General features: G+C 69.3%; 13 protein-coding genes. 2 read left to right on the forward strand and 11 right to left on the reverse strand.

Translation table 11 applies throughout. The annotated features are described in order from the left end of the window. Positions 1–104 precede the first annotated feature (104 nt). Entirely contained in the window at positions 105–1,874 is a 1,770-nt protein-coding gene (locus Aple_RS07500) for a protein kinase family protein (protein WP_155343756.1), read from the forward strand. Between the two features lie 11 nt (positions 1,875–1,885). Here Aple_RS07500 and Aple_RS07505 read toward each other — a convergent pair whose 3' ends face one another. Continuing rightward, a complete protein-coding gene (locus tag Aple_RS07505; protein ID WP_170321330.1) occupies positions 1,886–2,803 on the reverse strand; it encodes a M56 family metallopeptidase in 918 nt (305 codons plus the stop codon). 219 nt (positions 2,804–3,022) lie between these two features. Here Aple_RS07505 and Aple_RS07510 point away from each other — a divergent pair, with 219 nt between their 5' ends. After that, positions 3,023–4,522 carry a CehA/McbA family metallohydrolase domain-containing protein gene (locus tag Aple_RS07510; protein ID WP_155343758.1) on the forward strand — a complete coding sequence of 500 codons (1,500 nt, stop codon included), beginning with the start codon at positions 3,023–3,025 and terminating at the stop codon, positions 4,520–4,522. 50 nt (positions 4,523–4,572) lie between these two features. On the opposite strand, the gene Aple_RS07515 is transcribed toward Aple_RS07510, so the two are convergent. The 10 genes from Aple_RS07515 to Aple_RS07560 all read right to left on the reverse strand — a co-directional run bounded on the left by Aple_RS07515 (position 4,573) and on the right by Aple_RS07560 (position 19,035). Next, complete coding sequence (locus tag Aple_RS07515; protein ID WP_155343759.1) at positions 4,573–6,174, reverse strand: GMC family oxidoreductase; 1,602 nt, start codon at positions 6,172–6,174, stop codon at positions 4,573–4,575. Continuing rightward, complete coding sequence (locus tag Aple_RS07520) at positions 6,167–7,657, reverse strand: aldehyde dehydrogenase family protein (RefSeq protein ID WP_155343760.1); 1,491 nt, start codon at positions 7,655–7,657, stop codon at positions 6,167–6,169. Before Aple_RS07520 ends, Aple_RS07515 begins: the two co-directional genes overlap by 8 nt. Then, positions 7,654–9,066, reverse strand: a complete 1,413-nt coding sequence (locus tag Aple_RS07525; RefSeq protein WP_155343761.1) for a purine-cytosine permease family protein — start codon at positions 9,064–9,066, stop codon at positions 7,654–7,656. The genes Aple_RS07520 and Aple_RS07525 overlap by 4 nt, the downstream gene beginning before the upstream one ends. 118 nt (positions 9,067–9,184) lie before the next feature. Further along, on the reverse strand, positions 9,185–10,108 hold the full coding sequence (locus Aple_RS07530; RefSeq protein WP_155343762.1) for a LysR family transcriptional regulator: 924 nt from the start codon (positions 10,106–10,108) through the stop codon (positions 9,185–9,187). 67 nt (positions 10,109–10,175) lie between these two features. Further along, a complete protein-coding gene (locus Aple_RS07535) occupies positions 10,176–11,303 on the reverse strand; it encodes a M20 family metallopeptidase (protein WP_155343763.1) in 1,128 nt (375 codons plus the stop codon). Positions 11,304–11,307: 4 nt separating this feature from the next. Beyond that, the gene (locus Aple_RS07540; protein WP_155343764.1) at positions 11,308–11,976 is read right to left on the reverse strand and encodes a DUF1028 domain-containing protein; all 669 of its coding nucleotides are present in this window, start codon (positions 11,974–11,976) and stop codon (positions 11,308–11,310) included. Continuing rightward, the gene (locus Aple_RS07545; protein WP_174889799.1) at positions 11,973–12,413 is read right to left on the reverse strand and encodes a RidA family protein; all 441 of its coding nucleotides are present in this window, start codon (positions 12,411–12,413) and stop codon (positions 11,973–11,975) included. The genes Aple_RS07540 and Aple_RS07545 overlap by 4 nt, the downstream gene beginning before the upstream one ends. After that, positions 12,410–13,666 (reverse strand): flavin-containing monooxygenase, encoded by a 1,257-nt coding sequence (locus Aple_RS07550; protein WP_246264228.1) that lies wholly within the window; start codon positions 13,664–13,666, stop codon positions 12,410–12,412. Before Aple_RS07550 ends, Aple_RS07545 begins: the two co-directional genes overlap by 4 nt. 198 nt (positions 13,667–13,864) lie before the next feature. After that, positions 13,865–16,210: a glycoside hydrolase family 9 protein gene (locus Aple_RS07555; protein ID WP_155343765.1), complete on the reverse strand. Its 2,346-nt coding sequence runs from the start codon at positions 16,208–16,210 to the stop codon at positions 13,865–13,867. A 122-nt stretch (positions 16,211–16,332) separates the two neighbouring features. Next, positions 16,333–19,035 carry a glycoside hydrolase family 48 protein gene (locus Aple_RS07560; protein ID WP_246264245.1) on the reverse strand — a complete coding sequence of 901 codons (2,703 nt, stop codon included), beginning with the start codon at positions 19,033–19,035 and terminating at the stop codon, positions 16,333–16,335. Positions 19,036–19,379: the final 344 nt, after the last annotated feature.

The following is a 19,379-nucleotide window of genomic DNA, read 5'->3' on the forward strand; positions in this document are numbered from 1 at the left end:
GGAGTGCCAAGGAACCTGCTCCCCGTCCTCAGTCGTTTCTCCGTTAGCACTTCGTAGTCAGATCAACATGGCGGGTATGCCGGCCATTGAAAGGATCAGTGCCTGTGATCCGGTTCTCCCTGGTGCCGATGTCGTTGCGACGGCGGTACACGATCGAGGCGCTTCTCGCTCAGGACGAGGAGAGCGACCTCTATCTCGCCCGGCCCAGAAACGGCGAACCCAACCCTGTCGCGCTGCGCGTCTACCAGCCGGGGCGCTGGCTGGACGAAGGGCTGCTCGACCGCCTGGTGGGCCAGCCGGTGGCCGGTCTTGTCGCGTATGGGCGGGCGGGTTCCGGTGACGGCGACCTGCCCTGGCTGGTCCAGACCCACCTGGGCACCGACTCGCTGCGCGGCCTGATCACCGGCGAGCCGTGGAACGAGGAGCGGACCAAGGAAGCCGTCGCGGCCGTCGCCGCCCTGGTCGCGGAGTGGCGGGCCGCCACCGGCCAGGAGCTGGGCGACTTCCGCGCCGAGGACCTGATCGTCACCGGCCTGGAGCCGCTCACCCTGCGCCTCGGCCTGATCCCCCGCCCCGACCGGTACGGCTGGTCGCAGCCCCCGCCCCCGGAGAGCGCCGCCGGTGAGCGGGACGCCTGGTGGGCCCTGGGAGTGCTCGTGCACGAGCTGCTGACCGGGCGGCCGCCCCGGTTCGAGCCGGGCGACCCCGCCGTCGAACTCGGCGACACCGGCCTGGGCCGCTGGCAGCACCTGCTCGCGGGCCTGCTCACCGTCGACCCGGACGCCCGCTGGTCCGGCCGCGAGGTCGCAGCCTGGCTGGCGGGCGGCACTCCGGCCGTCACGCCCGACCGGGTGCCGGGACCGATCGTCTTCGAGGGCCGCGAGCACCGGACCCCGATCTCGCTGGTCACCCACATGACCGCGCATCCCGCCGACACCGAACGCTGGTGGCTGAACGGCGGCGACGTCCTGCTCACCAACTGGCTCGACCTGGACCTCGCCGACGAGACCCTGGACCGCGCGCTCCTGGACACCACGCCCCCGCTCGTCCTGACCGGCCTCGCCGCCACCTATATCGCCGGGCACCGCCCCCGATATCGCGGCTTCGCCGTGGACGCCGCCGGGCTGACCGAACTCGCCGCGGGCGAGTCCACCGGCCACCTGGTGCTCGCCGAGGCGGTCTCCTCCGGCGCGCTCGCGCACGCCGCCCGGCACCGCTGCGAGCACCGCGCGTGCCACTCCGGCGGCTTCGACGGCTGCCGGGAGATCACCCGCGTGCTGACCGAGGTGCCCATCATCCTGGCCCAGGCCCGCGACGTCCTCGATCAGATGCGCGAACGCACCGGCGAGATCGCCGCCCGCGAGTGGAACCGCGGCGTCGCCGTCGCCGTCCAGACCACCCTCGACCCCGCCAGCGTCCGCCGCCACCGCCGCAGGCTCCGGGTGGAGGGGCTCACCTCCCTCGGCAAGGGCGGCCCCGCCTGGGTCGGCTGGTGGCGGGAACAGCGCAGGTACGCGCTGGACGGCCGCGTCGACGAACTCGGCACCCGCGTCGCCCTGATGGTGGTCGTCCTGCTCACCGCGGGAGCCGACGTGCTCGGCAAACAGCTCGCCGAGGAGAACAAGCAGGAGATGCTCCGCCGCCGCGACGAGGCCACCGACCAGGGCCGCGCCCTGCTCGCCCGGGGCCAGGAGGGCGCCCTGACCCTCCTCGGCGAGCTACGCAGGCGTCTGCCCGTCCTGCTCCGGCGCCTTGCCCTTCTCCTGATGGACGGGACCGACCGAGCCCGCGCGGGCTCCAAGGTCCTCCGCGCCCGTGCCCGGAACCGCTACGCCCAGTACCAGCACAGCCGCCGCGCCAAGATCAGGCCTTGACGCGGTAGCCACTAGGGGATTCCGCACAGCACGGGGGCGACCAGGATCGCGATCGGCCCGCTGAGCAGCAGGCATCCGACCAGGTACGCGGCCGGGGACACCCAGCGTGACCTTGAGCGGGTGCCGTTGAGCAGACGTTCGACTCGCTCGGCCGCCGCGGGGCCCGCCAGCGCCATCGTCCCCGGCGATTCGCGGCGGGCGCTCATGTGGACGATGGCCTGGGCCAGCTCGAGGCTGCCGTGCGCGCGTCTCGCCTGGTCGTCCGCGAGCAGTTCCAGCAGCACGGGGACGGCGTCCCGGGCGTGCCTGGCCGCGGGCAGCCAGGGGAAGGCGTGGGCCAGCGCGATGAACGGGAGCAGGAGCAGGTCGTGCCGCCCGCGCAGGTGGGCGCGCTCGTGCGCCAGCACCGCCTGAAGCTGGCCGTGGTCCAACACGTCCAAGGTCCCCCGGCTGAGCACGATCCGCGGCTCCGCGCCCGGGACGCAGTAGGCGACGGGCTCCCCGCTCGGCAGCACGTACGCGTCATGCTCGATCGAATGGTCGGCGACCAGATCCACGAGCAGCCGCTGGCGGCGCTGCTCGGCAGCGGTTCTCAGGAGCGTGCCGACCGTGTTCGCCAGGACCCAGCAGACCAGGCCCACCGAACACAGCAGCGCCGCGACATGCGCGGGGCCCAGGCCGGCGAGCCCTCGACCGGCGAGGATCTGCTGGCCCAGGGCGTGCACGTCGTGCGGGAAGACGGCGGCCAGCGGTGCGGCCGCCACCGCCAGCCCCGCCCCTACGGCGCCGAGCCCGCTCGCCAGGCCGGCGGCCTGCCACAGGGCGAGCGCGGCCCGAGGGTGCTGGCGAGTCCACCCCGCTCTGGCCAGCACGGGTGCGAGCAGGACGGGGAGCAGGCAGACGCCGGCGGCGATCAGCAAGGCCAGCACCGCGCACCCCTTCCATCCGTCGTCGATGCCAGATCGTACGCGAGCCGCGCCCCCTCGGTCAGCTGGGGCCATGACCTGCGATCACGCGCAGTTTCTACCAGAAGTAGAAGTTATGTCCCGGTTCTCGGCCGTCGCCATCTTTGTTCATGCTGCGTTCAGCGCGCCCTTCGAGACTCGCCGCTTGGCACCCCCCATGGCACGTACGCGAAAGGCGTCACCATGAAAGACAAGAACACCGAAGGATCCGAGGGCTCGGCCATCTCGCGGCGCCAGCTGGTCAGGTACGCGGGCGTCGGAGCGACCTTGGTCGCCGCGAGCCCCCTGGTCGCCACCGGCCCGGCGCTGGCGCACGACCACGACGACAACGACGGCAAGCGTGGTGACTCCCGCAACCGGGTGTGGCGCGCCGGCGACCACCACGTCCACTCCGAGTACAGCGGCGACTTCGACACCTCTGTCAACCCGCCGAGGTTCAGCAAGGGCGCCGACGCCGTCTACCCCATCGTCACCAACGCGATCATGGCCAAGCACTTCGGCCTCACCTGGGCGATGTGCACCGACCACGGCGGGCCCACGCACTCGAAGGTGAACCTGGAGCAGGCCTACCCCGACCTGCTGCGCTCCCGCATCCTGGTGCCCGAGGTCCTGCAGTTCTGGGGGATGGAGTTCGACGCCCCGGCGCTGGACCACCACACGCTGATGATCCCGCACCACAGCGGTGAGGCGCAGCAGCTGTTCGAGCTGGAGAGCCGCTTCGCCAAGAACGACCCGTTCCCCGCCGATCCGGGCCGCAACACCGAGGCCAAGATGATCGAGTTCCTGACCGCCGCCAAGGGCATGGGGCACAAGCCGCTGGTGATCGCCCACCACGCCGCGCGGTCCGCGACCGGCCTGGGCGTCTACGGGCAGGACACGCCCCGGGAGTTCCGCAACGGCAACAACCTCGCACCGGAGATCTACGTCGGCTTCGAGGGCGCTCCCGGCCACCAGGCGGGCCCGCTCAACGGAGGCGCCCGCGGCGGGTACGGCAACCACCCCACCTACGGCGGCTACGACCAGATGACCGCTCGCGTGGGCGGCCTGTGGGACTCGCTGCTCGGTGAGGGCCGGCGCTGGTGGATCACCGCGACCTCCGACTCGCACGTGCACTGGACCCGCGGCGGCTCCGACTTCTGGCCGGGCGAGTACAGCAAGACCTACGTGCTGGCCAGGCAGGACTACGGCGACATCATGGACGGCCTGCGCAACGGCCGGATCTGGGTCACCACCGGCGACCTGATCACCAGCCTCGACCTCACCGCCAGCGGCCAGGGCCGGGACGCCGAGATGGGCGAGACCCTCACCGTCAGCCGCCGCAACCGCTCCGACGTCGACATCGAGATCAGGTTCCGCCCCCTGCAGGGCAAGAACGGCAACGGCGACCGGCCCCAGGTCCGCCGCGTCGACCTGATCGTCGGCCAGATCACCGGTCCCAACGCCAACCTCGACTCCGACACCAACCCCACCACCAAGGTCGAGGCCCGCTTCGGCCCTCGCGACTGGCGCAAGTCCGGCCAGGACTACGTCATCCGCCACACCCTGCGGAACGTCGAGACCGACCTCTACGCCCGGGTCCGCGGCACCAGCACCGACGAGGCCGAGCCCCTCGCCGACGGCCTGGAGAGCCCGTGGGAGGACCTGTGGTTCTACTCCAACCCGGTCTTCGTCCAGGTTCGCTAGCCCGGCCCCATGAGCGGGCGGCCTCTCCAGTGGCCTGGAGAGGCCGCCTTTCAACCTTGGTCGTGTTCTGATGCGATGAGGTCGGCCGCCCGTTCAGCGACGAGCATGACGGTCACCACCGGATTGACCGAGGTGAGCGTGGGGAAGACGGAGGCGTCGGCGACGCGCAGACCCCTGATCCCATGGACCTGAAGGTCAGGACCGACAACCGCGGTGTCATCGCCGGACGCTCCGATCCGGCAGGTGCCGGACGGATGGTAGACGGTCTGGTGTGTCGCGCGGGCGATCGCCGAGAGCTCCTCGTCGCCGGTGACGGCGGGGCCGGGGAACACCTCACGCGTGACCCACGACTTCATCGGTTCGACCGACGCGATCCGGCGGGCGAGGCGGACGCCCGCGAGCAGCATCGCCTCGTCGTGCCCGTCAGGGTCGGTGAACGACCGGAAATCGATGGCCGGCGGCGCGTCGGGGTCGCCGGAGCGGACCCAGACTCGGCCTCGGCTGTGCGGGCGGGCAACATTGGGGGCGATCGCGACCGTCGCGGCCGGCAGCGGAGGGGCTCCCCGCTCGTCGAGGAAACGTTCCGCGTGCACCGCCCACGGTTCGACGGGGAAGTGCATGAGAACGTCCGGACGCCCGTCGCCTTCGCCGGGTTCTCCGTCGCCGTCCAGGCTCAGCACGGCGCCGGCGTCCCAGCCGCTGGCGCACGTGGTCGGTGGAACGCGTCTGGCCTCCCAGACAACGAGCCCTTCGACGTGGTCCTGCAAATTCTCGCCGACCCCCGGGAGATCGAGCACGACGGGGATGTTCGCGTCCTGGAGCACCTGGCGGGCGCCCACACCGGAGAGCTGCAACAGGCGTGGAGTGTCGATGGCGCCGGCACACAGCACGACTTCAGCGGCGGCGTGGAGGTCACGTTGAGCCCCATCGGCGTCGCGCACGCGGATCCCGCGAGCACGAAGGCCGTCGGCTTCGTGCTCGAACAGGATGCGCACGGCTCTCAGCCCGGTCAGGACCACCGGGCCCCGGCCCTGGGCGCGCGCCGGGTGCACGTAGTGGATCGAGGTCGACGCGCGCAGGTTGGTCTCCGCGGTGTACCCGACCTCGAAGAAGCCGACCCCGCTGGGGGACTCGTCGAGGCGGCCGTCGTTCCAGCGTTCCCGCACAGGCAGGCCGAGCGCGGCGGACGCGCTCGTCACGACGTCGGCGACGTAGGGGTTGCGGTCCGCCGGAGCCACGGGCTGGATCGGCGTGCGCAGCCGGTCGTAGAGCGGGAGGATCGTGTCGGGGTCCCAGCCCTTGGCGCCCAGGGCCACCCACTCGTCCAGGTCGCCGCGGAGCGGCCGCCAGGAGATCATCGTGTTGGCGGTGGAGCAACCGCCGAGGATCCGCAGTCTGGCAAGCCGGATATGGGAGTTGCCGCGCTGGTTCGGTTCGCTGCGGTAGTCGAGGTCGTACTCGCCCTCGAGCATCTCGTCCCATCTGCGGAGCTCGCGGGCCCGGGGCTCGTGCTCGTCGTCGGGACCCCACTCGATGAGGGCCACGTCGCGGCCCTGTTCGGCCAGCCGAGCCGCGAGCAGGGATCCTGCCGTGCCGCCGCCGACGACGAGGAAGTCGAAGGTGTCGCGCGAGCGTGCGGCTGTTTCAGCCATGTCGAATCCAGGTGGTCTTGAGTCCGGTGAACTTGTCCAGCGCGTGGAGCGAGAGGTCTCGCCCGTAACCCGATTGGCCGAAGCCTCCGAACGGCGTGGTGACGTCGAGAGCGTCAACGCAGTTCACCGACACGGTCCCCGCGCGCAGCCGGCGCGCGACACCGTGGGCCCGGCTGAGGCTGTCGGTCCACAGCCCCGCTGCCAGCGCGTAGGGGGTGCTGTTCGCGACAGTGACGGCCTCGTCGACGGTGTCCACGACATGGACCGAGAGGACCGGTCCGAAGACCTCGGTTCGCGCGATGCGGGCGGCCGGGTCGACGCCGAGCAGCACCTGGGGCCTGATGTAGGTCGGTTCGGGCATGTCCGGCACGAGTCCGCCCCCGTGGACCTCGCGCGCCTCCGCCGCGCCGGTCTCCATGAGTTCCAGGACCCTCGTGGCCTGGCGCCGGCTGACCACGGGGCCCATGCCGGTGGCGGGGTCGAGCGGATCGCCGATGTTGATCGCGAGCGCCCGGCTGAGCACGCGCTGGACCAGCTCGTCGGCTACGCCACGCTGCACGACGAGCCGCGACGTGGCCGAGCAGACCTGCCCGGTGTTGGTGAAGATCCCCGTCGCCACGCCGTCGGCCACGAGGTCCAGGTCGGCGACGTCGTCGAGCACGACGACGGCGCTCTTTCCGCCGGCCTCCAGCCAGACCTGCTTGAGGTTGGACTGGCCGGCGTACTGCTGGAAGAGCTGCCCTGTGCTGGTCGAACCCGTGAACGTCACCACGTCGACGTCGTGATGCCTCCCCAGCGCCCGTCCCACCACCGGGCCGGCGCCCGGCACGACGGTGAAGACCCCGTCGGGCAGGCCGGCTTCGGCGACGAGCTCGGCCAGGCGAAGCGCGGACAGCGGCGAGTCCTCGGCAGGCTTGAGGATCACGCTGTTACCGGCGGCGAGTGCTGGAGCGATCTTCCAGACAGCGAGTTCGAGAGGGTAGTTCCACGGCACGATCGCGGCCACGACCCCGAGCGGTTCCCTGCTCACGACCGCGAGGTCGGCGGGTCCCGTGGGCGCGACCTCCCCGTAGACCTTGTCCAGGGACTCGGCGTACCAGCGCAGGATCGCGGCCGAGCCGGGGGCGTCGATCGAGATGGTGTCGACGATACGCTTGCCGGCGTCGAGGCTGTCCAGGAGAGCCAGCTCGTCGACGTTCTCCTCGATCTTCCGCGCGATCCGGTGGAGGGCGGCCGCCCTCTCCCTGGGCGACGCGGTGGACCAGTTCCCCGCCTCGAAGGCGCGCCGGGCGGCCGCGACGGCGGCGTCGACGTCGCGCTCGTCGCACTCGGCCACCTCGGCGAGGACTGCCCCTGTGGCGGGGTTGACGGTCGTCCGAGTCGCTGCGGACAGGGATGACACGGGCCCGTCGATCCAGGCGGTGGTCGTGGGCACGACCTTCTTCGCCAGTGCGAGCCAGTCTTCGTGAGTTCGCGTGGTCATACGCCTTCGACCTCCGCGAGGTTGGGGGCCGAAGCCTGTGTGGCCGGGGACAGGCCGCGAACCCAGAAGTAGTAGAGGGGGCTGATGACGGCCAGGCCCACAATCCACGAGATGTCGACGCCGTGCAGCGCGTCAGCCACTGGTCCGACGTACAGCGCGTTGGAAAGGAAGGGAATCTGCACGGCGATGCCGATCACGTAGCAGCCGATCGCCGGGACGTTGTAGCGGCCGTAGACACCCCCGTCCGCGCGGAACAGCGCGGAGATGTCGTACTCGCCGTGGCGTACGAGGTAGTAGTCCACCAGGTTCACGGCCGTCCACGGCACCAGCGCGCACAGCAGGAGCAGCATGAAGTTCACGAAGTTGGTGAGGAAGTCACCCTTGCTCAGCTGAGCGAGGCCGAGGGCGACCGCGAAGATGGCGATCGCCACGATCGACCGGGCCCTGGCTTGAGGCGCCCAGCTCGACCGTAGCGTCTGGCCGATGGTCAGGACGGACAGCGTCCCGCAGTAGAGGTTCATCGCGTTGGTCGTCACGATCCCGAGCACGAGTACGAGCAGGACGATCGCGCCCACGGACCCGGCGCCCTCGCGCACGGCGCCGACGGTGTCGAGCGCCGGGAAAGCGGCGCCCAGGACGGCACCGAAGATCATGGGGATGATCGATCCCAGGACGCTGCCGGAGTAGGTCGCCCAGAACGCGGCTCGTACGCCGGTGTCCCGCGGCATGTAGCGGGTGTAGTCGGACACGTAAGGGGCGTACGCGATCTGCCAGAGGGCGGCCAGCGACACCGTGCCCATAAAACCGGCCCAGCTGAAGGCGCCGGCCGACCAGGTGCCCGCGGGAATGTCGACGAAGCCCAGAAGCATGACGAACGCGAGAACGAGCACAGCCCCGGCCACTACCGACAGCAGGCCGGCCATCGCATGGATGACCTTGTAACCGAAGATGGCGCCGACCGCGGAGACGGCTCCGATGACCATGATGGAAAGGGTCTCGTTGAGCCCCGTCAGGTTCGCCAGGCCCTGACCGCCCAGCACCATGTTCGACGCGAAGAACGCCGTGTACATGGCGACCACGATGACCACCACGAGCAACGAGCCCTGGTAACCGAACTGAGCCCGCGTCTGCAGCATCTGCGGCACGCCCATCTGGGGGCCCTGCGCCGCGTGCAGTGCCATCACGACGCCGCCGACGAGATTGCCGAGCGCCAGCGCGGCGATGGCCCACGGGATCGACAGCTCGAAGACGAGCGTCCCCAGCAGGCCGGTCGCGATGGTCAGCAGCATGATGTTCGACCCGAACCAGATGGTGAACAGCTGCGACGCCCGCCCATGCCGCTCCGTGATCGGGATAGGTTCGATCGTCCGGATCTCGAGGGCCTCATTGGTGGGCGCTTGAGTGCTCATAGCTCTCCTCGTGCAGCACAGTAACGAAGTACACACTGTGTTACTGGGAGTCAATCTGTCTAACGCGAGAAACCGATCACTTACATCAGGAAATTCGATGCAGTAACACGCCCGACACTTACGCCGGTCCTGGAAACATCAGCGTTCCTATTTCGCGACAGACCTGAACGAACGCTTCGGCCTTGCGGGTGAGCCGGGCCTGCTTCATCCGCACCGCGACGACGTCAAGCGCTGGGAAGTCGTCGGCCAGGGCGACCGTTACCAGCGAACCTCCCCCATAGGTGTGGCTGTGGGCCGGCCGCTGGTTCAGGACCGCGTACCCGTGGCCCGCCGCGACCATCGACCGCACCGTCTCGTAGCCGGCGGTGCGATGCCGCACTCGGGGCTCGACGCCGACCTCCTTGAAGAGCGAGTGGAAGTAGGTGGAGGTATCAGGCAGTTCCAGCATCACCACGGGATCCTCGGCCAGTTCGGCGAGGTGAACGTGGGTGCGGTGAGCCAATCGGTGGCCGGGTGGGAGCAGGAGGTACGGGGGCGCCGAACCGACTCGGGTGGTTTCGAAGTCCTCATCGAGCTCGTAGGCGTACATCAGGGCGACTTCGCATCTCCCCGATCGGAGACTCTGTTTGAGGGCGGCGTGCTGGGCTTCGAGAGCCTCGACGCTCACGGCGGGGTGTTGTTCCGCGTACCTCGCGACAAGGTGCGGCAGCCAGAAGGGGGCGAGGGTGTCGAAGCAACCCACAGTAAGGGTGCCGACCAGTTCTCTGCCCGCGTTGGTAGCACTGTCCGCCAGCTCCTGGCTGTGTGCGAGAAATCCGCGCAGCTCGGAGTAGAAGACTCGCCCAGCGGGCGTCAGCGCCAGACCGCGCGCGTGATGGCGCAGCAGCAGCTGAACTCCGAGCTCCTTCTCCAGCTGCGCGACCGCGGTGGAGACCGCCGACTGCGAAACGACGAGCTCTCGAGCGGCGGCTGTCATGCTTCCCAGCTCGGCCGCGGCCGCGAAATAGCGCAGTTGCACCAGAGTGAATGAGGGGGCCTTCACGCTGCCTTCCTGACTCCTAAGATGAGCCTGAACAGGCGCAATGCTACTGGTAGCGTGACAACCGGGGTCAAACGGCGACGTCGAGTGCCGTCCACGCGAGAGCGGTCGCGGCGTCGAGTAGCGCCTTCTCGGCGTCACCGCCGACGCAGCGGGCGGCGAACTCCGGCTGGTGATTCAAGGCTGGGAGCGACCCGATGCCCACGTAGGGGTGGATCGCAGGCACCAGTTGGGAAACGTTCCCCATGTCGGTGGACGCCCGATTCATGCGCCGGGCCGGCGAGTCCCGGTCGAAGCTGCGACCCAGCCGCTCAGCGTTCCGCATGTAGGCACGCAGCGCCGGCTGATCGTTACGGAACTCCGCGTACGGCTTGCTCTCTGGAGTGATGTCGAGCTCGCAGCCGGTGGCCAGGGCTCCGGCCGCGAAGCACCGCCACACCTTTTCCTCGGTCTCGGCCAGCTGCTCCAGGGTCTCGGCGCGGACGTACCATCTCCCCTCGGTACGGGCCGGGATCGCGTTCGGGGCCTCGCCTCCGTTGGTCATCACGCCGTGAACACGGACAGTCTGCGGCAGTTGCTGGCGAAGGAGCCCGACCGCGACCTGGGCGATGGTGAACGCGTCAGCGGCGTTGACCCCTTGCTCGGGATAGGCCGCGGCGTGGGCGGCCTTTCCCTGGAAGGAGACGTGGGAGTGCGACACCGCGAACGGCTCCGCCACCGCGACGTCGACAGGAGCCGGGTGCGCCATCATCGCCAGATCCAGCCCGGCGAACGCCCCGCGGTCCAGCAGCTCGATCTTCCCGCCACCGCCCTCTTCCGCGGGTGTGCCGTAGACCTCGATCGTCAGTCCCGCCGCGTCGGCGAGCGGCGCGAGAGCACGCGCCGCGCCGACCGTGATGGCCGCGATCAGATTGTGCCCACAGGCGTGTCCGAGGCCGGGAAGGGCGTCGTACTCCGCGCACAGCCCGAGGCGGAAGGGACCGCTGCCATACGTCGCGAGGAACGCGGTGTCGAGCCCGAGGTAGGCCGGGGTGACCGTGAAGCCGGCTTCGTCGAGCGTCTCAGCCACCCAGCGCGCCGACCGGTGCTCCTCCCACGCCGTCTCCGGGTGCGCGTGCAACTGCTCTGACAGCCGGATCAGCCGCTCGGCATTGGCGGAGATCGACTGTGCCACGTGCTCCTTTGCGTTGTCGATCATCGCGTTACTCGTCTCCAGGCACGCCGTACGACGGCGCGGCAGCCGGGTTGAGACCGCGGGCGACGTAGTCGTCGCGCTGCGGTAGCCACACCTTCAGGAGCTCGCGCAGCTCGGCAATCGGTTTCTCGCTCCAATCGACCCGCAGGTCCGTCTCGCGCCACGGAACCGTTCGGACGACCGCCAGCCCCGCCGAGTGCACCGGGCCGGCCTCGCCCCCCGCCTCGAGGCCGGCGGCGAGGGCGGACAGCAGTCGCTCTTCCAGCTCTCCTGTAGAGCTTTCGAAAGCTTCGATGAGCGCGTCGATCACCTCGGTTCCCGAGAGCATGTTGCCGGCGGCGACGACGCCGGAGCCGGTTCGGTCGTGGTGCACACCGAGCGTCTCGGCACCGGAGAATGTAGCGCTTTCGCCGTTCAGTCCGAGGGCGGTGAGCTGGCGGTACTCGATCAGTTGTCGCTTCCGCACGACCCCGTCCAGCGCGGCGCGGGCGCCGATACCCGTCTCCAGCGCGTCCAGGAGCTCCACGCCCAGGCGGGGATCGGTGACGTTCTGCGAAGCGGCGCCGCCGACCCCGGCCCGCAGATGGATGCAGCGTGCGGCCACGGCCGGGCTGGAGGAGGTGACGGCCATGCCGACCGCGCCGTTGCCGTCGATCGCCAGAATCGAGAAGGTCACCGCTCGCCCTCCGGAATCACCGCGATGGCGTCGACCTCGACCAGCCATTCTGGCCGCGCCAGCGCGGAGACCACCAAGCCGGTGGAGATCGGGTGCACCCCCCTGGTCCAGCGTCCGATCGTGCGGTAGACGGCTTCGCGGTAGCGCGGGTCGACGATGTAGATCGTCAGCTTGACCAGATGCTCCATTCGCGCGCCGGCTTCAGTCAGGAGCATGTCGATGTTCGCCATCGCCTGCTCCGTCTGGGCCGCGACATCGCCGATGCCGACCGATTCGCTGGTGTCGAGGTTCTGCCCGATCTGTCCGCGCACGTAGACGGTGTTACCGGCGACCACGGCCTGGCACAGGTCGTTGTCGAGGTTCTGCTCGGGGTAGGTGTCGCGGGTGTTGAACGGGCGGATCCGAATATGTCCACCGGCGACGATAGGTGCGTTCACTTGACGTCGCTCGTCTCGTAGGCGAGGTAGTCGCGCTGGGTCTTCAGGTGGTCGGCCACATACTTGGCGTCGTGCCAGACCCCCCAGATGAAACTCGATCCGCGCCGGGACAGCCACGGCAGTCCCAGGAAGTAGACACCCGGCTCAGACGACACGCCGCGTCGGTGCTTCGGCTTGCCGTTCTCGTCGAACGCATCGACGTGGAGCCAGCTGTAGTCGGCGACGAACCCGGTCGCCCAGATGATGGAGGTGACTCCGCTGTCAGCGAGGTCGAGCTCGAGGAGCGGGTTGGTCACGCACTCCGGGTCGGGCCCGAGCAGGCGGGCCTCCGGTTCCTCAGGAAGATCGAGGCCGTTACGCGCGACGTAGGCGTCGGCTTCGTCGAGCAGCGACAGGTAGTTCGCGTCGCCGTTGGCGATGTTCTCGCCGAGGTCGGGCGAGAACCGCACCGTGCCGCTGTCGAACGAAGCGGTCAGGCCCACCAGGTGGATGCCGCGGGCGGCCAGGTCACGGAAGTCGACAGTGTGGCCGCCGCGTGCTCCGCTGACCGCTATGGTGACGTGTTCCGCGCCCTGGGGAGGAGCCTCCGCGTCCCATTTTCCGAGGACACCGAGCCACCAGCAGAAGTCGCGCCCACGATAGCTTCGTGGTGGCCGGTCGTGGGGGCCGACGGAGAGGTATACGCACCGGCCCGACTGCCGGAGCTCCTCAGCGATCTGCACGCCTGACGCTCCGGCTCCGACCACAAGGACGGCGCCGTCGGGCAGCTGCGTCGGGTTGCGATAGGCGCTGGAGTGGATCTGCAGCGGCACCGCACCATCCGGGACGATCGGCGGAATGACCGGCACCTGAAACGGTCCGGTCGCGGCGACGACGAAGCGCGCGTCGATGGTCCCGTCCGACGTCTCCACGCGGAAACCAGGCCGGCCGACGTTCTTTCGCACCGACGTCACGTCGACACCGCACCGGATCGGCGCGCCGATCTTCTCCGCGTACGCGACGAAGTAGTCCGCGATCTGCTCCTTGGAGGCGAAGGCGTCGGGGTCGACGCCGAAGAACTCCAGACCGGGAAAACGATCGTGCCAGGCAGGTCCGTTCGCGACCAGGGAGTCCCACCGCTCCGAGCGCCAGCGCTCCGCGATGCGATGCCGCTCCAGGACGAGGTGCGGCACACCGCAGTCGGCCAGATGCTCACTCATCGCCAGGCCGGCCTGGCCCCCACCGACGACGAGGACCTCGACTGCTTGACTCAAATCCAACTCCATTTCGGACGGGGTGGTCTTGACTACGGCCGCACGTGAAATCCTCACCTGCGGGAAATCCCCTGTCCAACAGAAGTTGTTGCGCTTCTAGATCTGATTTGTTGATACCGGGCGTGGGGTTGAGCGGAGGGACCCGGAGCCCGCCTCCCCCAGAGGGGTCCTTCTAGGGGAAGGCGGGCGGCTCGGGGGTCAGGCGGGCGTGCAGGTCACGGCCGCGGGGACGGTGTTGGTGCCGGACCAGGTGCCGTTGAAGCCGAAGCTGCCGGTGGCGTTGACGGCGAGTGTTCCGTTGTGCCCGGCGTCGCGCACCGAGACGTTCGCGCCGGTCTGGGTGGGCGTGCCGTTCCACAGGTTGCTGACGGTCTGGCCGTTCGCGAACGTCCAGCGGACCGTCCAGCCGGTGATGCCGACCGAGCCGGAGTTCCGCACGACGACCTCGGCGCCGAATCCGCCGGGCCACTGGTTCGTGATCCGGTAGGTGGCCACGCACGCCTTCGTACCAGGAGACGGGGATGGGGACGGGCTGGGGCTGGGCGACGGTGACGGGCTCGGCGACGGTGACGGCGACGGCGAGGGGCTGGGGGAGGGTGACGGAGAGGGAGACGGGGACGGGCTGGGGGACGGGGAAGGCTGGTTGCCTGGGGGGTTGCCCCAGATCTTCGTGGTGCCCGACCACAGGGTGATGTTGTTCACGCGGACCGGCGTGGAGCCGGGAGTCGTGGACACCCCGGTGTAGGACCAGTCGTTCGTGGGGTCCCACTGCTTGGTGCTGGCGATCCGGAACTGCACCTCACGCCGGTGCTGCGACTGCCCGGCCGGGGCGATGGCCTGCCCGGTGCAGTCGATGGTCACGTAGTAGATCCGCCCCGAGTGCTGGGTGATCCCCGACGGCGGCCGGCACTGGTTGTAGTTGGCCGTGATCGTGATGTCCGCGGGCTGGCTGTCGCCGTCCAGCGTGAAGTAGTAGCGGAACGAGCCGTTGTTCAGCACCCGCGCCGGCCACCCCGACTGGTTGCGCACCATCGCCTTGATCTCGGTGAAGTTGGTGCCCGCCGCGTTCACCGACGCCTCGACGAAGATCTCCGCCGGGTCCGGGGTCTCGGCCACCGGGAAGTTGGCGAGCGGGGTGCCGCCGAACTCGCCGTACAGCCGGGCGAGAGCGCTGGTGAAACCGGCGTTGTAGTCGGTGGCGACCTCGTTCATCACGAAGTCGTCGCGCTTGTCGGTGTAGGCGTCGTTCGGGTCGGGCGGGCCGCCGACCAGCGCGCCGTACAGGGTGTGCCGGGTCTCTACCGGGTTGGTCATCTGGTCGGTCCAGGAGCCGTGCGCGGTGCGGTGGTGCGGGTTCTTGGGGGCGTTGGCGCCGAACCCGATCACGTACGACGAGTTGCGCGGGTTGTCGCCGAGCGCGTAGTCGATCTGCCGCTTCGCGAAGTCGTGGTAGCGGGTCTTGCGGGTCGCGTCGGTGATCGAGTCGCTGTGCACCAGCGCCGCGAACGCGGTGTTGGCCGCATACCGCAGCGAACCCCACCGGTCCAGCACGGCCTGCCCGCCCGGCGAGTACGCCACCTTCTGCCCGTTGACCCCGACCGTCCACCAGTCCAGCCACCGGTTGGCGTCGTCCAGATACTGCTGCTTGCCCGTGAGCTTGGCCAGCAGCACGTACGCCCCGTAGGACTTGTCATCCCAGGCGATCGTCCACTTGTACGACTTCGTGGTGCTCTGCGGCTCGGTCCCGAGGTTCGCGTATCCCGCCTCGGCCTTGGCCAGGTAGGACGCCTCGCCGGTGGCGCGGTAGAGCCAGAGCGCGCCCCACACCAGCTCGTCGTTGTAGCCGCTCCACGAACGGTAGTAGCCGCTCGCGTCGGTGATGCAGTCGCTGTAGGCCCTGCGGACCGTGTCGGCGAAGGTGTAGAGCTGCCGCGCGTGCGTGAGCAGCGTGTTCGCGTACGTGGGATCGGTCGGCCTGAACACCATCGAGGAGGCCGCCATCGCCGCCGCCGTCTCCCCGGCCAGGTCGGCCCCGCCGCAACTGGCGTCGATCTTGTACGCCGGGCGGTTCATCGCCATCGCCTCGGCCGGACCCCACCAGGCGTGGTCCAGGCCACCGTTGCCCACCTGGCCGTACAGCACGTTCGGCGACGGGTGGGCCTTGATGAAGTAGTCGTTGACCCAGCGCAGGTTGTTCAGCAGGTGGGTCAGCTGCGTGCCGTACGAGGAGCGGTACTCCACCGCCCCCCAGGCCAGCATGGTCGTCGAAGCCGCCATCGGCAGGCCGAACTTGACGTGGTCGCCCGCGTCGTACCAGCCGCCGGTGAGGTCCAGGCCGACGTCCTGGCCGTCGGTCAGGCCCGAGTCGCCGCGCCAGCCGACGCGGTTCCAGCTGGGCAGGTCGCCGGACTGCTGGGCCTCGTAGAAGAACAGGGATTTCTGCAGGGCTTCGCCGTAGTTGAAGACGGCGGCCGAGGCGGAGCTGGGCTGGAGTGTCGTGGCGGCGATCAGGGCCACCACCGCGACGCGGAGCGTTCGGCGCATCGGAGCGTCCTTTTTTACCGGAGGGGGTCAGGGGCGCGACAGCGGGTCAGGCGCCGTCGCGCCCCGGCTTTTGGGGGTAAGGAGGGCGGCGGCCGGTCAGGGACCGCCGCCCTCAGGCGGGATCAACCGTTCGGGAAGAGCCGCCCGAACTCGCCCATCGCCACGGCCACGTCCACCTGCGCCCAGAAGCGGTGGTAGTTGAACGTGGGTGCCGGGCCGGTGCCCTTCAGGAAGGCGTCGACCTTGGGCCAGTCGGGGTCGTTCTTCAGGAAGGAGCGGATGGAGATGAAGGTCGAGCTGGAGTTGATCGGGTCGCCGTTCGGCATCGTGCCGCTCCACCCGGCCGGGACGTAGACCGGGTCGTCGATCCGGTTGTAGTCCGCCTTCGTCTCCGGGACCGAGACGCCCTTGGCGTCCTGGAACTTCCAGACGCCGTCGAGGATCGCCTTGGCCATGTTCTTCGCGCCCGTGTGGTTGGCCCGGGCGGCGTAGTACATCAGGACCTTCGCGTACGATCCGGCCACGCCCACGTCCGTGGTGTGGTCGGCGACCGTGACGTGCAGGCCGGGGTTGGCGGGCGGCATGCCCGTGGTGGCCGACCAGTCGCCGGCCGGCTGCCCGGTCCAGCGCAGCGTCGACGGGATCTGGTAGGTGCCGTCGGCGGCGATCGTGGTGTTCGCCATCGCCCACGCCACCCACTTGTCGAGGATGGCCTTGGCGTCGGCGTTGCCGCTGGCGTTGTAGAGGGCCGCGACCCGCTCCATCGACCAGGCCTGGAAGCCGAACCACTGGTTGGAGGGCGGGTCGTGGTAGACCGGCTGCCAGTCGTAGGCCATGCCGTGGAACTTGGGCAGCCCGGCCGGCGGGGCCGCGTAGTGGCCCTCCCAGCTGTTGGTGGCGCCGCCCGCGATCGCGCCCTCATCCGACTGCAGCCACTTGTAGAACTGCAGCTGGCGGGTGAGCGAGGTGGCCCAGTCGCCCGCGCCGGTGGGGCTCTTCGGCTTGAGCTCGGTCACGTTCGACAGCGCCCAGGCCGCCAGCGGGTTCTGGTATCCGGCGTGGTTGTGGCTGGAGCCGATCCGCCAGGCCCAGCCGGCCGAGCTGTCGGTCGCGCCGCCCCAGGCGTAGTACCAGGAGAGCAGGAAGTTGGAGCTGTCCTTGCCGGTGCCGGCCGCGCAGGAGGTGCTGGTGCAGCCCGGCTTCTTGAAGTACTTGTCGTACATGCCGTAGCGGAGGTAGTCGCCCATCTTGGCGGCCTTGGCGATGGTCGCCGAGATCTGCGACTCCTTGCCCTGGGCCTTCGCCCAGGTCTGCGCCCAGTAGGCCACCTGGACCGCGCGGGCGTCCGCGTCGGGGGCGTTGGTGTACTTCCACTGCTTGGCGTACGAGCCGTCCTTGATGAACAGGTCGAGGAAGCCGTTGGGGCCGCCGTGGCGGAAGGTGTCACAGGACGGCTGGGGGAGGGTCTCGAAGACCGACTCCTCCGGGCCGCGCTGGTAGGTGTTGATGTAGGCGGGTTTGGTGGTGCCGTCGCCGCAGCGGCCGAACTTGTAGGTGTTGTCGACGTCGAGCAGCCAGTGCATGCCGTAGATGTCGCCGGTGCCGTAGGCGGTCTTCAGCTCGCCCGCGATCGGGTCCACGCCGACCGAGACGCCCGACTCGATCTGGGTGGGATATTTGTTGATCTCGTTCCACTCGCCGGCGTACGTGGCGGGTTTGGCCGGGTTGTAGAAGGAGTTGGTCGGCTGGTCGGCGGTGGCGGGGATGATGTATCTCTCCATCGACGCCCAGGCCGCGTTGAACTTGCTCCAGTCGCCGGTGACCTGGCCGTAGACGGCCTCCAGCCACAGGTAGTAGCTGTAGGCCTCCGACGTGGTCTCGTGGCCGTGGTCCGGCGCTTCCACCAGGAAGGTCTCGACCGAGTGGTACGGCACGCCTTCGGGGGAGAAGTAGCCGTTGGCCGGGTCGTGCAGCTTGTTGTAGAGCGTGGTGAAACGCTGGACGTAGGCGTTGGTGCCGCCGGGCTCGTCGTCGGCCTCGGTGGCGGTCAGCGGGGTCGAGAAGTAGAAGACGCCGCCGCCGGTGGCCGAGAAGGTGAACGTGGCCGAGCCGCCCGTGCTGTCGGCGTCCTGGGCCGCCGAGATGGTGACGTTCTGGGCGATGTTCCAGTTGGCGGGGGTGAACGTCAGCGTCGTGGGGGCCGCGGACAGGTCGGCGTCACCGCCGCTCTGCTTGGTGACGGTCATGGTGACGTTCGAGTTCGGCTGGAGCGAGAGCTTCACCGCGGCCGTGGCGGTGCCGCCCTCCGGCACCACCAGCGAGGTCGGCGCCACCGAGACGAAACCGTCCGCCGGCGGCGATGGGCTGGGCGACGGGCTGGGCGATGGGCTGGGGGAGGGGGACGGGCTGGGGCTCGGCGACGGCGACGGCGAGGGTGATGGTGACGGTGCTCCGCCGCAGGTCACGCCGTTGACCTTGAACGAGGTCGGCTTCGGGTTGCTGCCGGTCCAGGTGCCGTTGAAGCCGAGGCTGGTGGTGCCGTTCGTCGGCAGGCCGCCGTTCCACGGCATGTTGGTGGCGGTCACGCCAGTGCCGGACTGGGTCCAGTTGGCGGACCAGCCCTGCGTCAGCTGCTGGTTCGCCGGGAAGGCGAAGGTGAGCGACCAAGTGGAGATCGGGTCCCCGGTGTTCTTTATCGTTATGGCGGCGGTGAATCCGCCCTGGCCAGGGCTTGAAGTCCAGTCATTCGAGGTGTAGGTGACGTCACAGGCCACGGCGGCGGACGCGGGCGCCTGCGCCAGGCCGGTCAGCACGCCGGCACACATCGTGATCACGGCAGCCCACACGACGCGTCGCCGCGTGCGTGGGAGCGCTCCCGCTCCAAGAGCTCTTTTGCGCATTAGTGAGGGTTCTCCAAAGTATGTCGGGATGCATCGGACACGAAAAACCTGTTCGAACCAATGCGGATCGAGGTCCAGCTGGCCTTGATAAGATGGGAGCGCTCCCACATAGAATTGTCGGGAGCGCCCGGGTGATGTCAATCGATCGTTGTCGAACATTCGCGCCGCCGGGACCGGTGTCCGTGAGGGGCGCACTCCGGGCTGGTCTTTTACCGGCATGGTCCCGGTGGCCGCTTTTCGCTGTGCTGAAACTTTCAACTGTTACCCGT

Origin of the sequence: Acrocarpospora pleiomorpha, from assembly GCF_009687885.1 — a bacterium.
Classification (GTDB): domain Bacteria; phylum Actinomycetota; class Actinomycetes; order Streptosporangiales; family Streptosporangiaceae; genus Acrocarpospora; species Acrocarpospora pleiomorpha.